The 13,970-nt window shown below is 32.1% G+C and carries 14 protein-coding genes; 12 read left to right on the top strand and 2 right to left on the bottom strand.

All coding sequences use genetic code 11. The features are described from left to right. The first annotated feature begins 97 nt into the window (after positions 1-97). The 9 genes from BUA99_RS05400 (at position 98) to BUA99_RS05360 (ending at position 9,736) form a co-directional block, all read left to right on the top strand. Positions 98-1,102, top strand: a complete 1,005-nt coding sequence (locus tag BUA99_RS05400) for an AAA family ATPase (protein WP_072989253.1) — start codon at positions 98-100, stop codon at positions 1,100-1,102. 79 nt (positions 1,103-1,181) lie between these two features. Continuing rightward, positions 1,182-2,045: a DUF58 domain-containing protein gene (locus BUA99_RS05395; RefSeq protein WP_072989250.1), complete on the top strand. Its 864-nt coding sequence runs from the start codon at positions 1,182-1,184 to the stop codon at positions 2,043-2,045. A gap of 101 nt (positions 2,046-2,146) precedes the next feature. After that, the gene (locus tag BUA99_RS15340; protein WP_234972916.1) at positions 2,147-2,302 is read left to right on the top strand and encodes a four helix bundle protein; all 156 of its coding nucleotides are present in this window, start codon (positions 2,147-2,149) and stop codon (positions 2,300-2,302) included. 290 nt (positions 2,303-2,592) lie between these two features. Beyond that, positions 2,593-4,224: a hypothetical protein gene (locus tag BUA99_RS05385; protein ID WP_072989247.1), complete on the top strand. Its 1,632-nt coding sequence runs from the start codon at positions 2,593-2,595 to the stop codon at positions 4,222-4,224. Further along, positions 4,224-5,225, top strand: a complete 1,002-nt coding sequence (locus BUA99_RS05380; RefSeq protein WP_072989245.1) for a vWA domain-containing protein — start codon at positions 4,224-4,226, stop codon at positions 5,223-5,225. Before BUA99_RS05385 ends, BUA99_RS05380 begins: the two co-directional genes overlap by 1 nt. A 56-nt stretch (positions 5,226-5,281) precedes the next feature. Continuing rightward, entirely contained in the window at positions 5,282-6,316 is a 1,035-nt protein-coding gene (locus BUA99_RS05375) for a vWA domain-containing protein (protein ID WP_072989242.1), read from the top strand. A gap of 47 nt (positions 6,317-6,363) precedes the next feature. Further along, positions 6,364-7,122: a tetratricopeptide repeat protein gene (locus tag BUA99_RS05370; protein ID WP_072989240.1), complete on the top strand. Its 759-nt coding sequence runs from the start codon at positions 6,364-6,366 to the stop codon at positions 7,120-7,122. 20 nt (positions 7,123-7,142) lie between these two features. Further along, positions 7,143-8,885 carry a BatD family protein gene (locus tag BUA99_RS05365; RefSeq protein WP_072989237.1) on the top strand — a complete coding sequence of 581 codons (1,743 nt, stop codon included), beginning with the start codon at positions 7,143-7,145 and terminating at the stop codon, positions 8,883-8,885. 107 nt (positions 8,886-8,992) lie between these two features. Beyond that, entirely contained in the window at positions 8,993-9,736 is a 744-nt protein-coding gene (locus tag BUA99_RS05360) for a tetratricopeptide repeat protein (protein WP_072989234.1), read from the top strand. Positions 9,737-9,826: 90 nt separating this feature from the next. On the opposite strand, the gene BUA99_RS05355 is transcribed toward BUA99_RS05360, so the two are convergent. Further along, positions 9,827-10,333, bottom strand: a complete 507-nt coding sequence (locus BUA99_RS05355) for a CvpA family protein (protein ID WP_072989232.1) — start codon at positions 10,331-10,333, stop codon at positions 9,827-9,829. Positions 10,334-10,479: 146 nt separating this feature from the next. Here BUA99_RS05355 and BUA99_RS05350 point away from each other — a divergent pair, with 146 nt between their 5' ends. The 3 genes from BUA99_RS05350 (at position 10,480) to BUA99_RS05340 (ending at position 12,578) form a co-directional block, all read left to right on the top strand. Further along, complete coding sequence (locus tag BUA99_RS05350; RefSeq protein WP_072989230.1) at positions 10,480-10,836, top strand: hypothetical protein; 357 nt, start codon at positions 10,480-10,482, stop codon at positions 10,834-10,836. Positions 10,837-10,947: 111 nt separating this feature from the next. After that, on the top strand, positions 10,948-11,967 hold the full coding sequence (gene pheS / locus BUA99_RS05345; protein WP_072989737.1) for a phenylalanine--tRNA ligase subunit alpha: 1,020 nt from the start codon (positions 10,948-10,950) through the stop codon (positions 11,965-11,967). Positions 11,968-12,170: 203 nt separating this feature from the next. Next, positions 12,171-12,578 carry a hypothetical protein gene (locus BUA99_RS05340; protein ID WP_072989227.1) on the top strand — a complete coding sequence of 136 codons (408 nt, stop codon included), beginning with the start codon at positions 12,171-12,173 and terminating at the stop codon, positions 12,576-12,578. A 94-nt stretch (positions 12,579-12,672) separates the two neighbouring features. Here the strand turns inward: BUA99_RS05340 and BUA99_RS05335 are convergent, their stop codons facing one another. Continuing rightward, entirely contained in the window at positions 12,673-13,668 is a 996-nt protein-coding gene (locus tag BUA99_RS05335) for an NAD(P)H-dependent glycerol-3-phosphate dehydrogenase (RefSeq protein ID WP_072989226.1), read from the bottom strand. Between the last annotated feature and the right edge of the window lie 302 nt (positions 13,669-13,970).

Raw genomic sequence — 13,970 nt, 5'->3', positions numbered from 1 at the left:
AAGTTTTAACCATTTGTTAACATCTTACGTCTAAAAAAAAATTCAATTTGCACCTTCAAATATAAGGGATTAAATACAAGGTTTTAAAAATCATAAAATGGAACAAAATACAGCTACTTTAGACATTAGAGCAATCAATGAAAAAATAGAGAGAGAAAGTGCTTTTATAGATCTTCTCACAATGGAAATGAACAAAGTTATTGTGGGTCAAAAACATATGGTGGAGCGTCTGTTGATTGGACTTTTGGGACAAGGTCACATATTACTAGAGGGAGTTCCAGGTCTTGCTAAAACATTAGCTATTAATACTTTGTCACAAGCTATTCAAGGTTCATTTAGTAGAATACAATTTACACCAGATTTACTTCCAGCAGACGTTGTTGGAACTATGATTTACAATATTAAATCTAATGAGTTTTCAATTAAAAAAGGTCCAATATTCGCCAATTTTGTGCTTGCGGATGAGATTAACCGTGCACCTGCTAAAGTGCAGTCGGCTTTATTGGAGGCAATGCAGGAGAAACAAGTAACCATTGGCGATACTACTTTCAAATTAGACAGGCCATTTTTAGTTCTCGCCACTCAAAACCCTATTGAGCAAGAAGGAACGTACCAACTTCCAGAAGCGCAAGTGGACCGTTTTATGTTGAAAACGGTTATTGACTATCCAAAAATGGAAGACGAGCGTTTGGTAATCCGTCAGAACTTAAAAGGCAGTTATGAAAGAGTTAATCCTGTGGTTTCTGTAGAACAAATTTTGCGTGCTCAAGAAGCAGTTCGCGAAGTATATATGGATGAAAAAATAGAAAAGTATATTCTTGATATTATTTTTGCAACTCGTTTTCCAGAGCAATATAAGCTCGCCGATTTGAAACCTTTAATCAGTTTTGGTGCCTCTCCACGTGGGAGTATCAACTTGGCTACAGCCGCTAAATGTTATGCTTTTATTAAACGTCGCGGTTACGTAATTCCCGAGGACGTTCGCGCTGTGGTTCATGATGTACTGCGTCATAGAATAGGTGTAACGTATGAGGCAGAGGCAGAAAACATAACTTCAGTAGATATTATCAATAAAATCGTAAATGAAATAGAAGTACCATAAAGTCAATAGTAATGAGTGATTAGTAATTAGCCTCGGTTTTTTACTATTCACTATTCACTACTTACTAATTACTAAAAAAATGGATACAAAAGAGCTTTTAAAAAAAGTACGAAAAATAGAAATCAAAACGAGAAGATTAAGCGATCACATCTTTTCTGGCGAGTACCACACTTCTTTCAAAGGACGTGGAATGACCTTTAGTGAAGTTCGTCAATATCAATACGGTGATGATATTCGTGCTATAGACTGGAATGTTACTGCTAGGTATAATGAAGCTCATGTCAAAGTCTTTGAAGAAGAGCGGGAGTTGACTATGATGTTGATGGTTGATATTTCCGGATCTGAAAGTTTTGGCTCGAAAAACCAATTAAAAAAAGATATTGTTACTGAAATTGCTGCAACTATGGCATTTTCAGCTACTCAAAATAATGATAAAATAGGTTTGATCTTGTTTTCAGATGAAATCGAATTGTATATTCCACCAAAAAAAGGAAGATCTCATGTATTGCGAATCATTAGAGAATTAATTGAATTCCAACCTAAAAGTCGTAAAACGGATATTGGACAAGCCTTAAAATTTTTATCAGGAACGCAAAAAAAGAAGGCTATTGTATTTGTAATTTCAGATTTTATGGCAGAGAATTATGAACATACTTTGAAAATAGCGGCTAAGAAACATGATATAACGGGAATTAGAGTTTACGATATTCGAGAAGAAAAAATGCCAGACTTAGGAATGGTCTCTATGCTTGATGCTGAAACCGGAGAAATACAATTAGTAAATACTGGTTCGAAATCAGTGCGAATGAACTATGAAAAATTGTATTATGAAAAACTAAACTATTTCAAGGATACATTCAGCAAATCAGGATCAGGAGTTGTAAACACAAGAGTTGACGAAAGCTACGTGACAAAATTATTAAGTTATTTTAAATCGAGGTAACGATTTTTGATTTTCGATCAACGATTTTTGATTTTCGATGGTTTTAGAATAAATAATGATTTGAGATTTAACTAGAATGAAGAGCGAGGAAAAAGCAATGAATGAACAAACAAGAATTAGAAAACAGATTGATCGATTGTGCAGCTACAATAATAATTTTAGTAAATAAATTTGAAAAGAATTATGCTGGAAATCATTTAGCAGGACAAATTATAACATCAGGAATTTGTTCTGCTTTAAATTATGGTGAAGCTTAAAGTGCTGAGAGTACAAAAGATTTCATCCATAAAATGGAGAACTGTTTGAAAGAATTAAAAGAAACTTTTGTTTAAAAATTATTGAAAATTTAAATTTAACATCAGATATGAGTAATTTGTTAATAGCAAAAGCGGAAGCAAATGAGTTAATTTCAATTTTCGTTTCAAGTATTAAAACGGCTAAAACAAATTTGAAATAGAAAAATATGAGTATTAAAAGATTTAAAAGAAATCTGAAATCAAAAATCGTTAGTCTTCAATCACAGATCAGAAGCTTGCAATAATACAACATGAAAAAACATTTATATTTATTACTTCTACTTTTTTCCACCGCTGTTTTTGCACAACAAAAACAAGTGATTACAAGTATTGATACGCTTAAAAATAAAATTGGAGCCGAATTTAAACTTTCAATTAAAACAACAGTTGATACTTCAGCTAAGGTTATTTTTCCAAATTTGAAAAATATTGGAGCTCTAGAAGTGATTCATTCCTATCCTATTGACACCGTTAAGTTAGATAGTAAATATGAGTTAATTAAAAAATATGGACTAACTCAGTTTGATTCGGGTCGATATGTTATTCCAAGTATTAAGATTTTTATCAATAGTAAACCGTTTGTTACAGATTCATTATTGGTTGAGGTTGCAAATGTACAAGTAGATACCTTAAAACAAAAAATGTTTGATATTAAGGATATTGCTGCCGCAGAAAATCCTATGGGGGACTGGTGTAAATATCTTTTAATTATTGCGCTTATTATAGGGATTGGTGCATTTATATATTGGTTTATTAAAAAGCGACAGGAGAAAAAACTGCAAGCTGAGATAATAAAAACTCCGATAGAAAAAGCCACTACTTTGCTGGATACTTTGGAGAAAAAAGAACTTTGGCAAAAAGGAGAAGTCAAAGCCTACTATAGTGAACTAACTGACATTGCTAGAAATTATATTGAGGAAGCTATTGAAATTCCAGCAATGGAAAGTACAACATCTGAATTGATACAAGGGCTTAAGGCAGCTTCTGTCAAAAAGAAAATGACACTTTCACAGGAAATAATAGAAAATCTAGAACGCGTTTTAAAACAAGCCGATCTTGTGAAATTTGCAAAGTCTAAACCGTTAGACTTTGAAATTACGGAAGACAGAAATAAAATTCAGAAAGTTATTTTAACATTAGATGACTCGATACCTGTTGAAGTTGAAGTTGAGGAAGATATGCTATTAAATGAAGCACAAAGACAAAAGCAGATCCAAATTCAGTTAAAAAAACAAAGGAAGAAAAGAATTGTCACAGCATTAGCGTCGGTTTTTTTCTTATTATTTGCAGTGACAACTTTTTTCATTATTACAAAAGGCTTCGATTATGTTAAAGATAATGTACTAGGTCATCCAAGTAAAGAATTGTTAGAAGGAGAATGGATAAAAAGTGAATACGGAAATCCCGGTATTGTAATTGAAACGCCTAAAGTTTTACAGCGAGTAGATTTGACTAAAACGTTACCTAAAGACGGAATGGCATTAATAAAGGAAATGCAGTCGTTTGCTTATGGAAGTGTTTTTGATCAATTTTATGTAATGATTTCGACACTAAAATTTAAACAAGAAACGCAAATTGATTTGACAAAATCTATGGATGGTATTTTGCAATCCTTAGAAGCGCAAGGGGCTCAAAATATGATTGTAAAGCAAGAAGAATTTGAAACTAAAGAAGGCATAAAAGGTAGAAAAGCATACGGAACTTTTTCTCAAATAAATTCCTTAACTAAGTCCAGCGTAAAAATGTATTATGAAGCTTTATTGTTTAGCCAAGAAGGGGGATTACAACAAATTTTATTATTCCACGAAGAAGGTGATAAATACGGGGATGAAATTTCAGAACGAGTTTTAAACTCTGTTGAATTAAAAAAAGCAGCACAATAATGGATAAAATAACATTTTTAAACCCAGAATTTTTTTGGTTATTTCTGTTAATTCCAATTGCTATTGTTTGGCTATTTTGGAAAAAAAACCAACAGTCCGCAACTTTAAAAATGAGTTCGTTAAGTGGTTTTAAAGGAACAGAATCCTTTTTAACTAAATTAAAACCAATTTTAAATGTGTTTCGAATTCTAGCATTAAGTTCATTAATTATTGCAATAGCACGACCTAGAACCGTAGATGTTAGTAATAAAACAAAAACAACTAAGGGAATTGATATTGTGATGGCGATAGACGTTTCAGGAAGTATGCTTGCTAAAGACTTGAAACCAAATAGAATGGAAGCGTTGAAAAAAGTTGCTGCTGACTTTGTTGAAGAAAGGCCAAATGATCGCATAGGTTTAGTTGTCTATGCATCTGAAGCGTACACTAAAACACCAGTAACAAGTGATAAACCAATTATTCTAGAGGCTATAAAAGGTATAAAATACGATAACGTTTTACAAGATGGAACTGGCATAGGAATGGGATTAGCTACTGCCGTAAACCGATTAAAAGACAGCAAAGCTAAAAGTAAAGTTATTATTTTATTGACTGACGGTGTTAATAATGCAGGATTTATAGAACCTGAAACAGCAGCTAATATTGCAAAGCAGTATGGAATTAGGGTGTATACAATAGGTCTTGGCTCAAATGGAATGGCGATGTCTCCTTATGCAATTTCACCTCAAGGAAAATTAATGTTCCAAATGATGAAGGTAGAAATTGACGAACAATTAATGAAAAGTATTGCTATGAAAACCGATGGAAAATATTTTAGAGCAACAAGCAATAGCAAATTAGCGGAGATTTACGCATCTATTAATAAACTGGAAACAACAGAAATCGAAGAATTAAAATTCTATGATTATGATGAGAAATTTAGACCTTTTATATGGCTTGCAGGTTTCTTATTATTGGCAGAACTTGGCTTAAGAAATACCGTTTTTAGAAGTTTTATTTAAATCCCTACGGTCATCAATGGGGATTTGGGGTTTGGGATTTGGAATTTAAAAAATTTATGGAATTAGACGAAAAAAAATATTTATATCTGCTCATCATTCTTCCACTTATTGTGTTAGTTTTTTTTGCTAATTTATATTGGAAGAGAAAAAAACAGCGTGAGTTTGGTGATTTAGAAATGGTAAAAAAATTAAGTCCAGAAAGCTCGATTTTCAAACCTGTTTTGAAATTAATAGTGTTGATTTTAGCTTTTTTAGGGCTCGTTTTTGCTTTGGTAAATCCTAAAATAGGTACAAAAATGGAAACGGTTAAGCGGGAAGGAATCGACATTGTTTTTGCAATGGACGTTTCTAAAAGTATGCTTGCCGAGGATGTGGCACCTAATCGTTTAGATAAAAGCAAGCAACTGGTTTCGCAAATAATAAATCAACTAGGAAACGATAGAATAGGAATTGTGGCTTATGCTGGAAGTGCTTTTCCCGTTTTGCCTATCACAACTGATTATAGTGTTGCTAAAATGTTTCTGCAAAGTATGAATACTGAAATGGTTTCTTCACAGGGAACCTCACTTGATGAGGCTATAAAATTGTCATTAACTTATTTTGATGATAAAAGTAAAACAAGTAAGTTGCTTATTTTAATATCTGATGGTGAGGATCATTCTGATGGTGCGGAAAGTATGGCAGAAGAAGCCAATAAAGCAGGAATGAAAATCATAACAATAGGCGTGGGAACTGAAAAAGGAGCAACTATTCCATTAAAAAGGAATGGTGTTGTTGAAAGTTTTCAAAGAGATAATAATAATGAAGTAGTGATTACGAAACTCAATACGGCCAGTCTTGAAGCGATTGCAAAAGCTACTAAAGGCGGTTATATAAGTGGTAATAATACGAAAGAAGTGATTGAGTATATTAAAAATACATTAGATAAAATTCAGAAAACAGAATTTGAATCAACTGAAATGGCCGATTATCAGTCGCAATTTCAGTGGTTTATAGGCTTCGCTTTTTTGCTTCTATTCGTTGATGTTTTTCTATTGGAAAGAAAAACAAAATGGGTAAAAAAATTAGATTTATTTAATGAAAATAAATAATTATTTCTAGCAAATTTTAAAATTTGTTAGACGTAAAAAAACAATAAATGAAAACATTTAAAACTATACTATTAACTTTTATTTTGTTCGCATTTTCAGGTTTAACTGGATTGTATGCGCAACAGAAAGATCGAATATTACCACAAGCGAATAAAGAATATGCTGACAACAAATTTGCGGAAGCAGAGGCTGAATACAGAATTTCCAGTTCAAAATTTCCTACTAAAGCAGCCGCACCTTATAATTTAGGTAATTCGATATACAGACAAAAACAATCTTCTGAGGCAAAATATGCGTATGCGAATGCTTTAAAAAATTCAAAATCAAGGGCCGAAAAGCATCGCGCTTTTCACAATCTTGGTAATGTATTTATGAATGAAAAGGATTATACACAAGCTGTTGAGGCCTATAAAAATGCTTTGAGAAATGATCCTGCTGATGATGAGTCGCGTTACAATTATGCTTTAGCAAAAAAAATGTTGAAAGACAATCCTCCAAAGGACGATAAGAAAAAAGACGATAAGAAGGATAAGGATAAAAAAGACGATAAGAAGGACGGCGAAAAAGATAAAAAAAATCAGGATAAAGACAACGATAAAAAGGACGATAAAGGCGATCAAGATAAACAGAAAAAAGATCCAAAAGAGGACGATAAAGGAGAGCCAAAACCCATTCCGGGCGGACTTTCTAAAGAACGTTTAGAAAACCTATTGAACGCAGTAAATAGAGAAGAAAAGAAAGTTCAAGACAAGGTTAATGCTCAAAAGGTAAAAGGGAAACCTATTAAAACAGAAAAGGATTGGTAATTCAATCTTACACTTTGAAAATGAAAAGATATTTAGCAGCGATTGTTTTTTTATTGTACGGATCCATTAGTGCGCAAGTTCAATTTGAAGCTCGTGTAAGTAAAACTACATTGGCGCTAAATGAAAGACTACGAATTGACTTTATGATGAATGTTGATGGAGACAACTTTGTTCCTCCCAATTTTGACGGTTTTAGAATAATCGCTGGCCCAAGTCAACAAATTAGTCAGTCATGGGTAAATGGTCGAAGTTCATTTGAAAAAGCATATTCTTATTTTCTTTCACCAAATCAAAAAGGAACTTTTGTAATCAAGTCTGCAAGCATAGAATTTAATGGTCAGATCTATAAAACTGCTCCTATACGTGTAAATGTTACCGCAGCTCAAGAACAACCTAGAGATCCAAATGACAATCAAATAGCAGCTGATGAAAATCTTTATTTAGTAGCAGAGGTTTCTAAGGATAATTTATACGTAAACGAACCTACAACGGTGGTTTATAAACTTTATTTTGCAAATATTGGAATTTCAAATTTCAGAGATTTAGGTAAACCAAAGTATAATGATTTTTGGAGTCAAAATATTGAAATAAAACAATTAGTAACGCAGGAAGGATTGTTCAAGGGACAAAATTATCGGTACGTGGTTCTTAAAAAGGTGGTTTTGTATCCTCAAAAATCTGGAAAATTAAATCTAGAACCATTATCATTAGAAATTGATGTTCAATTGCCAACTAATCAACGAGACGTTTTTGGAAGGATGATTTTGAATGAAACAAGTAAACGAGTTTCTGCTGGTAGCAAAACTATAAATGTTAAACCTCTTCCCGAAAATGGAAAACCAGATAATTTTTCAGGAGCAGTAGGAAGCTTCGATTTTAAAGTAACTCCTTCAAAAAATAATTTGAAAAGTGGAGAAACACTTGATTTAATTGTTAGTGTAACTGGAAAAGGAAATTTAAAACTATTCAGCTTACCTAAACCAGTTGTGCCAAATGCATTAGAAATGTACGACGCGGTTCACAGTGAGAATATCACAATTCCGCTTTCTGGAATGGTAGGTAAATCATCTGATAGTTATACGATAGTTCCGCAGTATAAAGGGAATTATCCAATAAAACCGATACAATTTTCTTATTTCGATTTAGAAACAAAAACATATAAAACAATAAATTCGCCGGAGATCATTGTTAATGTACTTGAAGGTGCAACGCCAGTGGATTCTACAGCAACTGACAAGAATAGGGGTAAAATTGTTGATGTAGAAAAATTTAAACCCATCAAATTAAAGACTGAAATCACTTCTATTAAAAAAGATGATTTTTTTGGATCTAACTTGTTTTATGCATTGCTTTTTGCGCCATTTCTATTACTGCCGTTAATTGTTTTGTTTAAAAATAAAAGAGAAGCGATGGCCGGTGATCTCACTGGAAACCGAATGAGAATGAATAATAGATTGGCCAAAAAATACCTGTCGGAAGCTAGAAAGCAAATTAAAAATAAAGAGTTATTTTACATTGCACTTGAAAAAGCAATGCATAATTTCTTGAAAGCTAAATTAAATATTGAAACTTCAGAAATGAGCAAGGACAATATTCAAGAGCTTTTATTGTCAAGAAATGCCAATCAAGAAATAGTAAATGAGTTTATTGTGTTGACAGAAAATTGTGAAGTTGCTCGCTATGCGCCTTCATCAAGCGCTACAATACAACAAGATTTTGATCAGGCAGTATTTATAATTTCTGAATTAGAAAAACAGATCTAGAAAATAGTGGTCGAGGCGTTTAGAAGAAAAGATTTTAAAACTCTTGTATTGCTGAGCAGTATAAAACTCATAAAATTATTGCTTTAATGGCAAAATAAAAACATAAAATGAAAAATATTTTATTTATATTTTTACTTTCATCTCAAATTTTCTTTGCCCAAACAGGCTATGAAAAAGGGAATGCGCTTTACGCAAAAGGGAATTACTCTGAAGCAGTGGCTGCGTATGAAAGTGTTTTACAAAACAATCAGCACTCCGCAGAATTGTACTTTAATTTAGGAAACGCTTATTATAAGCTCAATAAGGTAGCACCTTCAATTTATTATTATGAAAAGGCATTGGTGCTTAACCCGAAGGATAAAGAAAGTTTAAATAATTTAAAATTTGCTCATAAAAAAACGATAGATGAAATTAAAGTAATTCCAAAAGTTGGTTTTGCTAAGTTAATTCGCGATTTCACAGGAATTTTTCATTATAATACTTGGGGCTGGTTCACTGTTGCATTGTCATCATTGTTCTTATTTTTATTCATTGGGTACTACTTTGCACAAATTACAGTGTGGAAACGTACTTTCTTTATTGGAATGTTTATCTCTGTTGTTATACTGTTGATCACGGTATCATCAGCAATTTTTGAAAAAAAATATTATGATACTGAAAAGCCCGCAATAATCTTCGACGAAATGACGAACCTTAAACGGGAACCTCGAGATGGAGGAAAACCTCTTTTAGTACTTCATGAAGGAACAAAAGTTTATGTAAAGGAAATTATTGGTAAATGGAAAAAAGTTCAACTAACTGATGGAGTGGAAGGTTGGATTGAAAGTAGCGCAATCAGGGAAGTTAAATAATAATCGTTACCCTTTTATTAAAGCTTCCAGCCTTTTAAAGGCTGGAAGCTTTACTATTTACAAACAGTAAACCTATTTCTGATCACTTTCTTATGCTTTCTTCTTCATCTCCTCATATCCTTTTTTAATCGATGGAAAAACATAAGCAGCTATCTTCTGAATTGGATTATAGAAAATAGAATTATCAAGTGTTTCTTTTTTAGCTAGGAAATTATTATAATTTATTTTTTCGAAAATTGAAAATACAATGCTCAGAATAAGGATTGTTTTTAATACTCGAAAAAATCCTCCACCTATTTTGTTCAGCCAACCTAGAAATGCAAAATTAGCTATTCCAGTAAGGAACTTACCTAATAGATTTATTGCAATAACAACAATAATAAATGTCAATGCAAACGCAACAACTTGAACTGTATTAGGATTCCACTTCACAAATCCATTTAAAATCTCTTTCATAAAAGAAGAAAATTTTATGGCAAAATAAATCCCCAAAATCAATGATATAAGTGAGGCTAGCTCTATGAAAAGTCCATTTACAACTCCTTTATAAAAGGCAAAAACTAGTAAAGCACATAAAATAATATCAAAAAATCCCATTGTATTTGTTTATAATTTGCAGGCACAAATATAAAAGAATTGTTGCATACCAATTCCCAATTTTCAAGTTCTTATCTTTGCGAAAATAACAAATGATTTTTTGAATTCTAAACACAGATATCATAAAACTACAATCAAAAATCAATATGTCAAGAGACACGCAACTTAAAGAACGCTGGGAACAGCTTGTAAATATACTTTCTAATCAATTTTCACAAGGTGAGGATTTAGATTTAGACGCTATTATATACTTAATTGGAGTACAAGAACTTGGAAAAGTGCACAACGAATATAAAAAAGATGAAAAATTAAACCTGATGCACATAGCCATCTGTAGGTTGTTAGAGCCTTATGGTTTTTATGAATTTGAGTTTTTTGATGAGGATGGTTGGCCACATTACAAAGTTAAAGAAGAGTTGCCGCCATTAAAAGCGGGAGAACAATCTGTTTTAATGAAAGAAGCAATTGTTAATTACTTTCTAGAAAGAGAAGTGATTAGTTAATGATTTTCGAATTACGATTGCCAATTTAAGATTTGCTGTAAAAACAAGCGATAGGACAGAGTAAACTTAGAACAAATTACTTATTTTTGCACTCTCAATTATAGAATGAAAATGATAGATAAAATAAAAGAATATATTGGCGAAGCACAAGCTTTTTCGACGCAAAACGCAGCTGAATTAGAATCATTTCGAATTAAATTTTTGGGAAGTAAAGGTCTTTTAAAAGAGCTTTTTGCTGAATTTAAGAATGTTCCAAATGATCAAAAAAAGGAATTTGGTTTAGTAATCAATTTGCTTAAAACTTCTGCTGAGGAAAAAGTAAAATCCATTCAAGAATCTTTAGAAAATAAAGAGGAAAGTAAAGGGTTCTATGGTGATTTAACACGCGCTGCTGAGCCGGTAATTATTGGTTCTCGTCATCCTATTTCATTGGTAAAGAACCAAATCGTAGATATCTTTTCAAACATTGGTTTTAATGTTTCCGAAGGTCCTGAAATTGAGGACGATTGGCATAATTTTACTGCATTAAACTTGCCAGAATATCATCCAGCTCGTGACATGCAGGATACTTTTTTTATCCAAACTAATCCTGATATTTTATTGCGTACACATACCTCATCGGTTCAAGTGCGGTACATGGAAAATAATAAACCGCCTATTCGAACGATTTCTCCAGGAAGAGTGTTCCGTAATGAAGCCGTTTCATCTCGTTCACATTGTATTTTCCACCAAGTAGAAGGTTTGTACATCGATAAAGACGTCTCTTTTGCTGATTTGAAGCAAACGCTTTTATATTTTACTAAAGAAATGTTTGGAAAGTCAAAAATCCGCCTACGACCTTCTTATTTTCCATTTACAGAGCCCAGTGCTGAGGTTGATATTTATTGGGGTTTAAAAACCGAAACTGATTATAGAATTACTAAAGGAACCGGTTGGTTAGAAATCATGGGTTGCGGAATGGTTGATCCTAATGTTCTAAAAAATTGTGGTATCAATCCGGATGAGTACAACGGTTTTGCTTTTGGAATGGGAATCGAAAGAATTGCAATGTTATTATATCAAATTGGTGATATCCGTATGTTTTATGAAAATGACGTTCGGTTTTTAGAGCAATTTAAATCGTCAATATAGTTATTTCGAGGAGTAATGCATTTACTATTTTCAGGAGCTATTTCCAGCTGTCCACTATATCTTTTTATACGGCGATAAAAATCGCCTTATAAAAAGGATGCCGTTTCCATCTGGGCTAGGCATTTTCGGTTTGAATAAAATTTTATCTTTCAAATCTTAAAGGCAATTAAATTAATTTAAATTTTTTATTTAGACTACATTTCATGAAAAAAGATATTATAATTCCCGAAGTAGAAAATGTTTTCATTGCCGTAGTTCAAGAATGGAGCGACGATTTTATGGAGAAAGTCTGGTATGCTTATTTAGTTAACGACAGTGACTTTCTAATTGAAAATGTTATGGTAGTTTCAAAAGCTTTTGGAACCATAGATGGAGAGATGAAAAAAACATCATTGTTGCGTCACGCTTACGTTGAAGTTCCAGCTGTTTCTGTTGTAAAAATTGAAATGATTGAGAAAAGCGTGTTAACTTTAAATAATGAATTTATGCTTACATTTTTTATGAATGATAAGCTATACGATAAAAAGTTTATTTTTAATGCAAATTCCATTAACGAGATAAATGTTGAAGAAGTTCCCATTTTATTTGTTGACGGGATTATTGTGAGATAAAACACTTCCTGAAAAAAGAAAACCGCAACTTCGCAGCTTTTATATTTTAAGCTGTGAATTTGCGGTTTTTTAATTTCCTGTTGAAAAAAGATTATTAATCTAATTGATCCGTTAATTTCTTAAATACAGTTTTAGCATCTTTTCCTTCATATAAAATACTGTATACTGCATCGATTATTGGTGTTTTCGCACCATAAGCTTGGTTTAGTTTATAGGCGCTTTTTACGGCGTAATAACCCTCAGCAACCATGCTCATTTCCATCATTGCTGATTTGACCGTATATCCTTTACCAATCATGTTTCCAAACATTCTATTACGAGAAAAGATAGAATAACCTGTAACTAATAAATCGCCTAAATAAGCTGAATCATTGATGTTACGTTTCATTTTGTGTACTTTTTTGATGAATTTTTTCATCTCACGAATACCATTACTCATCAAAACCGATTGAAAATTATCGCCATAGCCTAAACCATGTGCAATTCCCGCAGCAATCGCATAGATGTTTTTAAGCATTGCAGCATATTCTGTTCCTATTATATCATCAGTAATTTTAGTTTTGATATAATTTCCAGATAAATTTTTCGCTACGACCGCAGCTTTATCTGGATCACCGCATGCAATGGTAAGATAGGATAATCGTTCTAGTGCCACTTCTTCAGCGTGACATGGACCAGTGATTACACCAATATTGTAGTACGGAATATCATATTTTACATGAAAATGTTCACCTACAATCAAACTTGTTTCAGGAACAATTCCCTTAATAGCTGAAAAAATAATTTTATTTTCAAGTGAAACTGTTAGTTTTTCTAATTCGGCATCTAGAAAAGCAGATGGAATTGCAAATATTATATAATCAGCATAGGCAATAGCCTCATTAATGTCACTAGTTAATTTTAATTTCTTTATATCAAATTCTACTGAGCTTAAATAATTTGGATTGTGCTTGTAAGTTTTAATATGCTCAATTGCAGCTTCATTTCGCATGTACCATGAAATTTCGCTTAAGTTTACACATAGCATTTTAGCAATAGCAGTTGCCCAACTTCCACCACCAATTACTGCAAATTTAATTTTATCAGCCATTTTTTATTCGATTTATTCAAAAGTACTTAAAAAACTATCAATTAAAAAAAATTAATCAAAACGTTTAGCCCAGTGTTTTCGAGCCTTTAAGATTTTATTTGACAAAAGTATGTCATATTAATATTAAAATTTAATGTTTATAACAATAATGGTAATGATTTTAAGTTATGATTGTATATTGTTTTTTATTTTAACATTTTTAAGAGATTAGAATTAGTTAGTTAGTATATTTTTTGAACTGTAAAAGGCGTCTTCCATTTTATCGGAAGACGCCTTTTTATTTATAAATAAGCCACTAATGA

It is taken from the genome of Flavobacterium segetis, from assembly GCF_900129575.1.
GTDB lineage: Bacteria > Bacteroidota > Bacteroidia > Flavobacteriales > Flavobacteriaceae > Flavobacterium > Flavobacterium segetis.
This window is presented reverse-complemented; position numbering and strand designations above follow the sequence as displayed.

What these genes read in the sequence shown, in the direction of transcription:
- BUA99_RS15340 (WP_234972916.1), top strand. Translation starts at nt 2,147, where the DNA reads ATGAACAAACAAGAATTAGAAAACAGATTGATCGATTGTGCAGCTACA.
- BUA99_RS05370 (WP_072989240.1), top strand. Translation starts at nt 6,364, where the DNA reads ATGAAAACATTTAAAACTATACTATTAACTTTTATTTTGTTCGCATTT.
- pheS (WP_072989737.1), top strand. Translation starts at nt 10,948, where the DNA reads ATGATAGATAAAATAAAAGAATATATTGGCGAAGCACAAGCTTTTTCG.
- BUA99_RS05375 (WP_072989242.1), top strand. Translation starts at nt 5,282, where the DNA reads ATGGAATTAGACGAAAAAAAATATTTATATCTGCTCATCATTCTTCCA.
- BUA99_RS05380 (WP_072989245.1), top strand. Translation starts at nt 4,224, where the DNA reads ATGGATAAAATAACATTTTTAAACCCAGAATTTTTTTGGTTATTTCTG.
- BUA99_RS05360 (WP_072989234.1), top strand. Translation starts at nt 8,993, where the DNA reads ATGAAAAATATTTTATTTATATTTTTACTTTCATCTCAAATTTTCTTT.
- BUA99_RS05400 (WP_072989253.1), top strand. Translation starts at nt 98, where the DNA reads ATGGAACAAAATACAGCTACTTTAGACATTAGAGCAATCAATGAAAAA.
- BUA99_RS05365 (WP_072989237.1), top strand. Translation starts at nt 7,143, where the DNA reads ATGAAAAGATATTTAGCAGCGATTGTTTTTTTATTGTACGGATCCATT.
- BUA99_RS05385 (WP_072989247.1), top strand. Translation starts at nt 2,593, where the DNA reads ATGAAAAAACATTTATATTTATTACTTCTACTTTTTTCCACCGCTGTT.
- BUA99_RS05355 (WP_072989232.1), bottom strand. Translation starts at nt 10,333, where the DNA reads ATGGGATTTTTTGATATTATTTTATGTGCTTTACTAGTTTTTGCCTTT.
- BUA99_RS05395 (WP_072989250.1), top strand. Translation starts at nt 1,182, where the DNA reads ATGGATACAAAAGAGCTTTTAAAAAAAGTACGAAAAATAGAAATCAAA.
- BUA99_RS05335 (WP_072989226.1), bottom strand. Translation starts at nt 13,668, where the DNA reads ATGGCTGATAAAATTAAATTTGCAGTAATTGGTGGTGGAAGTTGGGCA.
- BUA99_RS05340 (WP_072989227.1), top strand. Translation starts at nt 12,171, where the DNA reads ATGAAAAAAGATATTATAATTCCCGAAGTAGAAAATGTTTTCATTGCC.
- BUA99_RS05350 (WP_072989230.1), top strand. Translation starts at nt 10,480, where the DNA reads ATGTCAAGAGACACGCAACTTAAAGAACGCTGGGAACAGCTTGTAAAT.